Annotated in this window: 2 protein-coding genes; both read left to right on the top strand. The window is 52.7% G+C overall.

Annotation, left to right across the window (positions count from 1 at the left end; translation table 11 throughout):
- A partial coding sequence (locus VLA04_06020) for a hypothetical protein (protein HSI21214.1) occupies nt 1-1,288 on the top strand: 1,288 nt, incomplete at its 5' end.
- 415 nt (nt 1,289-1,703) lie between these two features.
- On the top strand, nt 1,704-2,111 hold the full coding sequence (locus VLA04_06015; protein HSI21213.1) for a VOC family protein: 408 nt from the start codon (nt 1,704-1,706) through the stop codon (nt 2,109-2,111).
- Nucleotides 2,112-2,326: the final 215 nt, after the last annotated feature.

Below are 2,326 nucleotides of genomic sequence, written 5' to 3'. Positions count from 1 at the left end.
AAGGCGCGCCACCAAGGAAGATGCAGGCCATATCGCCAAGCTTAATCAGCTACTCGTCCAACACAACCACACTTTCACCCCAGAAGAGGAGGAAGATGGCGATGCTGAGGACCTGTGGATGCGACAATGCCTTCAAAGCACCAAGTGGTGGGTTGAAGACCGTTCGTCGCAGCAACCAGAAAAGTTCCTGCCCATCTACTTGGGTGAAGGCGGACAAAGGCCCAACTGTCACGGACAGTCCATTCTAGCCTGCGCCTTTGCGGCTGAAGCGGGCGTCCCCTACTATCGGACCAACCTCATACGAGGTGGTTCTGACCAGTTAAGGAGGACGGCTACTGCAAGCATGGGTAAGTTACTTACTCATATTCAGGCTTCAGGAGTAAGTGATGTAAGCCAATGGCAAAAGTACATAGTCCAAGAGCAGGTACGTGACGCGTTCCGTGAAATGGCCCAAGTGGACTTCCACTCCGGCGCCCTCATGGAGTATGGCGATGCAGACGTTATTATTGACCCCTATGGCCACGCAACCTACTGGGTCGATAAGGAGGATGGCTATGTGCGCCTCGCCAAGTTCATCGCCACCAAACACGGCGGCGTACACTTCCCCACCTCCAACCTCAGTTTGCACAAGCACCGCGCTACGTGTGTTGAGGAATCACTTCAGGAATGGTTGGACTTTCTTACTGAATGGTTCCCCATTCTTACGGATCTCACAACCAAACCAAAGGCGGAGGTTATTGCTGCCCTCCCTCAGATGATACTTGATGTCCAAAAAACCAATTTCCGCGTTGCGGGTTTTGGTGCGGAGAGATTTGACGACATCACGCCCGAGGAGCTCACCGAGATGGCCCAGCCATTCATGGCTGACGCAGAAGAGAGTGAGGTGCAGGAAATCATCGACTCCATGATCCTGCTCTGCATTCACTTCTTGACTGAGCACTATGAGATCATCGACAAAGAGCTGAATGCTCGGGAGTCTGCCCATCCGCCGCTGAGTTGTGAGTATGGCGAAGCGGAATATGGAATTGGCCTGACCACCGTCCAGTCCATTGGCGTACTGGAAGGGTATGGTTTATCCTTCGCGCGTGAGCTGGTACGCTACGGGTGTGATCAGTCACTCCTGTATCTACTAGCCGAGCACGGAGAGGAAACAGACCTCGATACTACACTAGCTCGTGCGCTCCTACGCGCACTCTCGCCCCACATGCTTCACGCAGCCTGTGCGCAACTCCTTGTCGCACTTGAAGAAGAAGCCACGATGTCCCAGAAGGAGAAAGCTCTTGCCTAAACATGACCCCAGAATTGGTAGTACAGAGGAGCTGAAAGCCCTCTTGGAGAAAGTCCAATCCGACATTGAAAACGGAAAGGGATTGGATGAAATCCTGGCACGACCAGACGTCCGCGCCCTAGCCCGCTCTACCGCCGATCGCTCCAAGAAACAGAACGAACGACCGATCGGGAACCCTCGTGGACCCTACAAGGTATCCCGAGCGTCAACTTCTCGCTCGCTCCCGCCCCGCGGAGGTCGCGGCTGTGGCCCTGAGCCCCGAGCGCCGACGCTGAAGGAAGTCCTTCGGCGACCCCAGTAGCTCGCTACATTACACTCTGCCCCGCAACACTGTTGCGGGGTTTTTCTTTGCCACTTCTCTTACCTGGCCATGCCAGCTAAACTAGAGTTCACGTCTAAGCCAATAAGAACACCCATGTCCTCCGTTACCCTCAACGCCTACCTCTTCTTCCCAGGCCACACCCGCGAAGCCATGGAATTCTACCAAACCGTCTTTGGCGGCGAGCTCTCTATCCAAACCAATGCTGACATGGGGATGATGGACAGCGAGGCAAAAAAAGACCGTATTATGCACGCCCACTTAAAAGGTGGAGACATTGACCTCATGGCAAGTGACAGCGACCGCGAAAGCTTTGGCGACAGCTTTATTACACTCTCCCTTAACGGCACAGACGAAGCAAAGCTCCGTGAGCTCTACGACAAGTTGGCAGTAGATGGGAAGAATTTTTATCCTATTGAAATGCAGGCTTGGGGCGATCTCTTTGGTAGTGTGACTGACAAATACAATGTTGACTGGATGATGAACATTGCAGCTCAGAAGTAATACGTTTTTTAAAAGGCAGCCTTGATGGCTGCCTTTTTTGTTACTCCACCAGGGTAGTAAACACAACACGCCGCTTACTAAACTTCTGGATCTCAGTATCCCAAGAACCTGTGCAGGTAATGAGGTTCATGTGCGAACCTGGCCCAGAGTTAAAGACTTCTTTAGGATGATCGTCATAATTGTAATCCCTAACCTTCTGCACCTTGAATGTGCGG

Source organism: Verrucomicrobiia bacterium, assembly GCA_035460805.1.
In the GTDB taxonomy this organism is placed as follows: Bacteria; Patescibacteriota; UBA1384; order CAILIB01; family CAILIB01; genus DATHWI01.
Note: the sequence above shows the minus strand (reverse complement) of the source record. Positions and strands in the feature narration are given on the sequence as shown.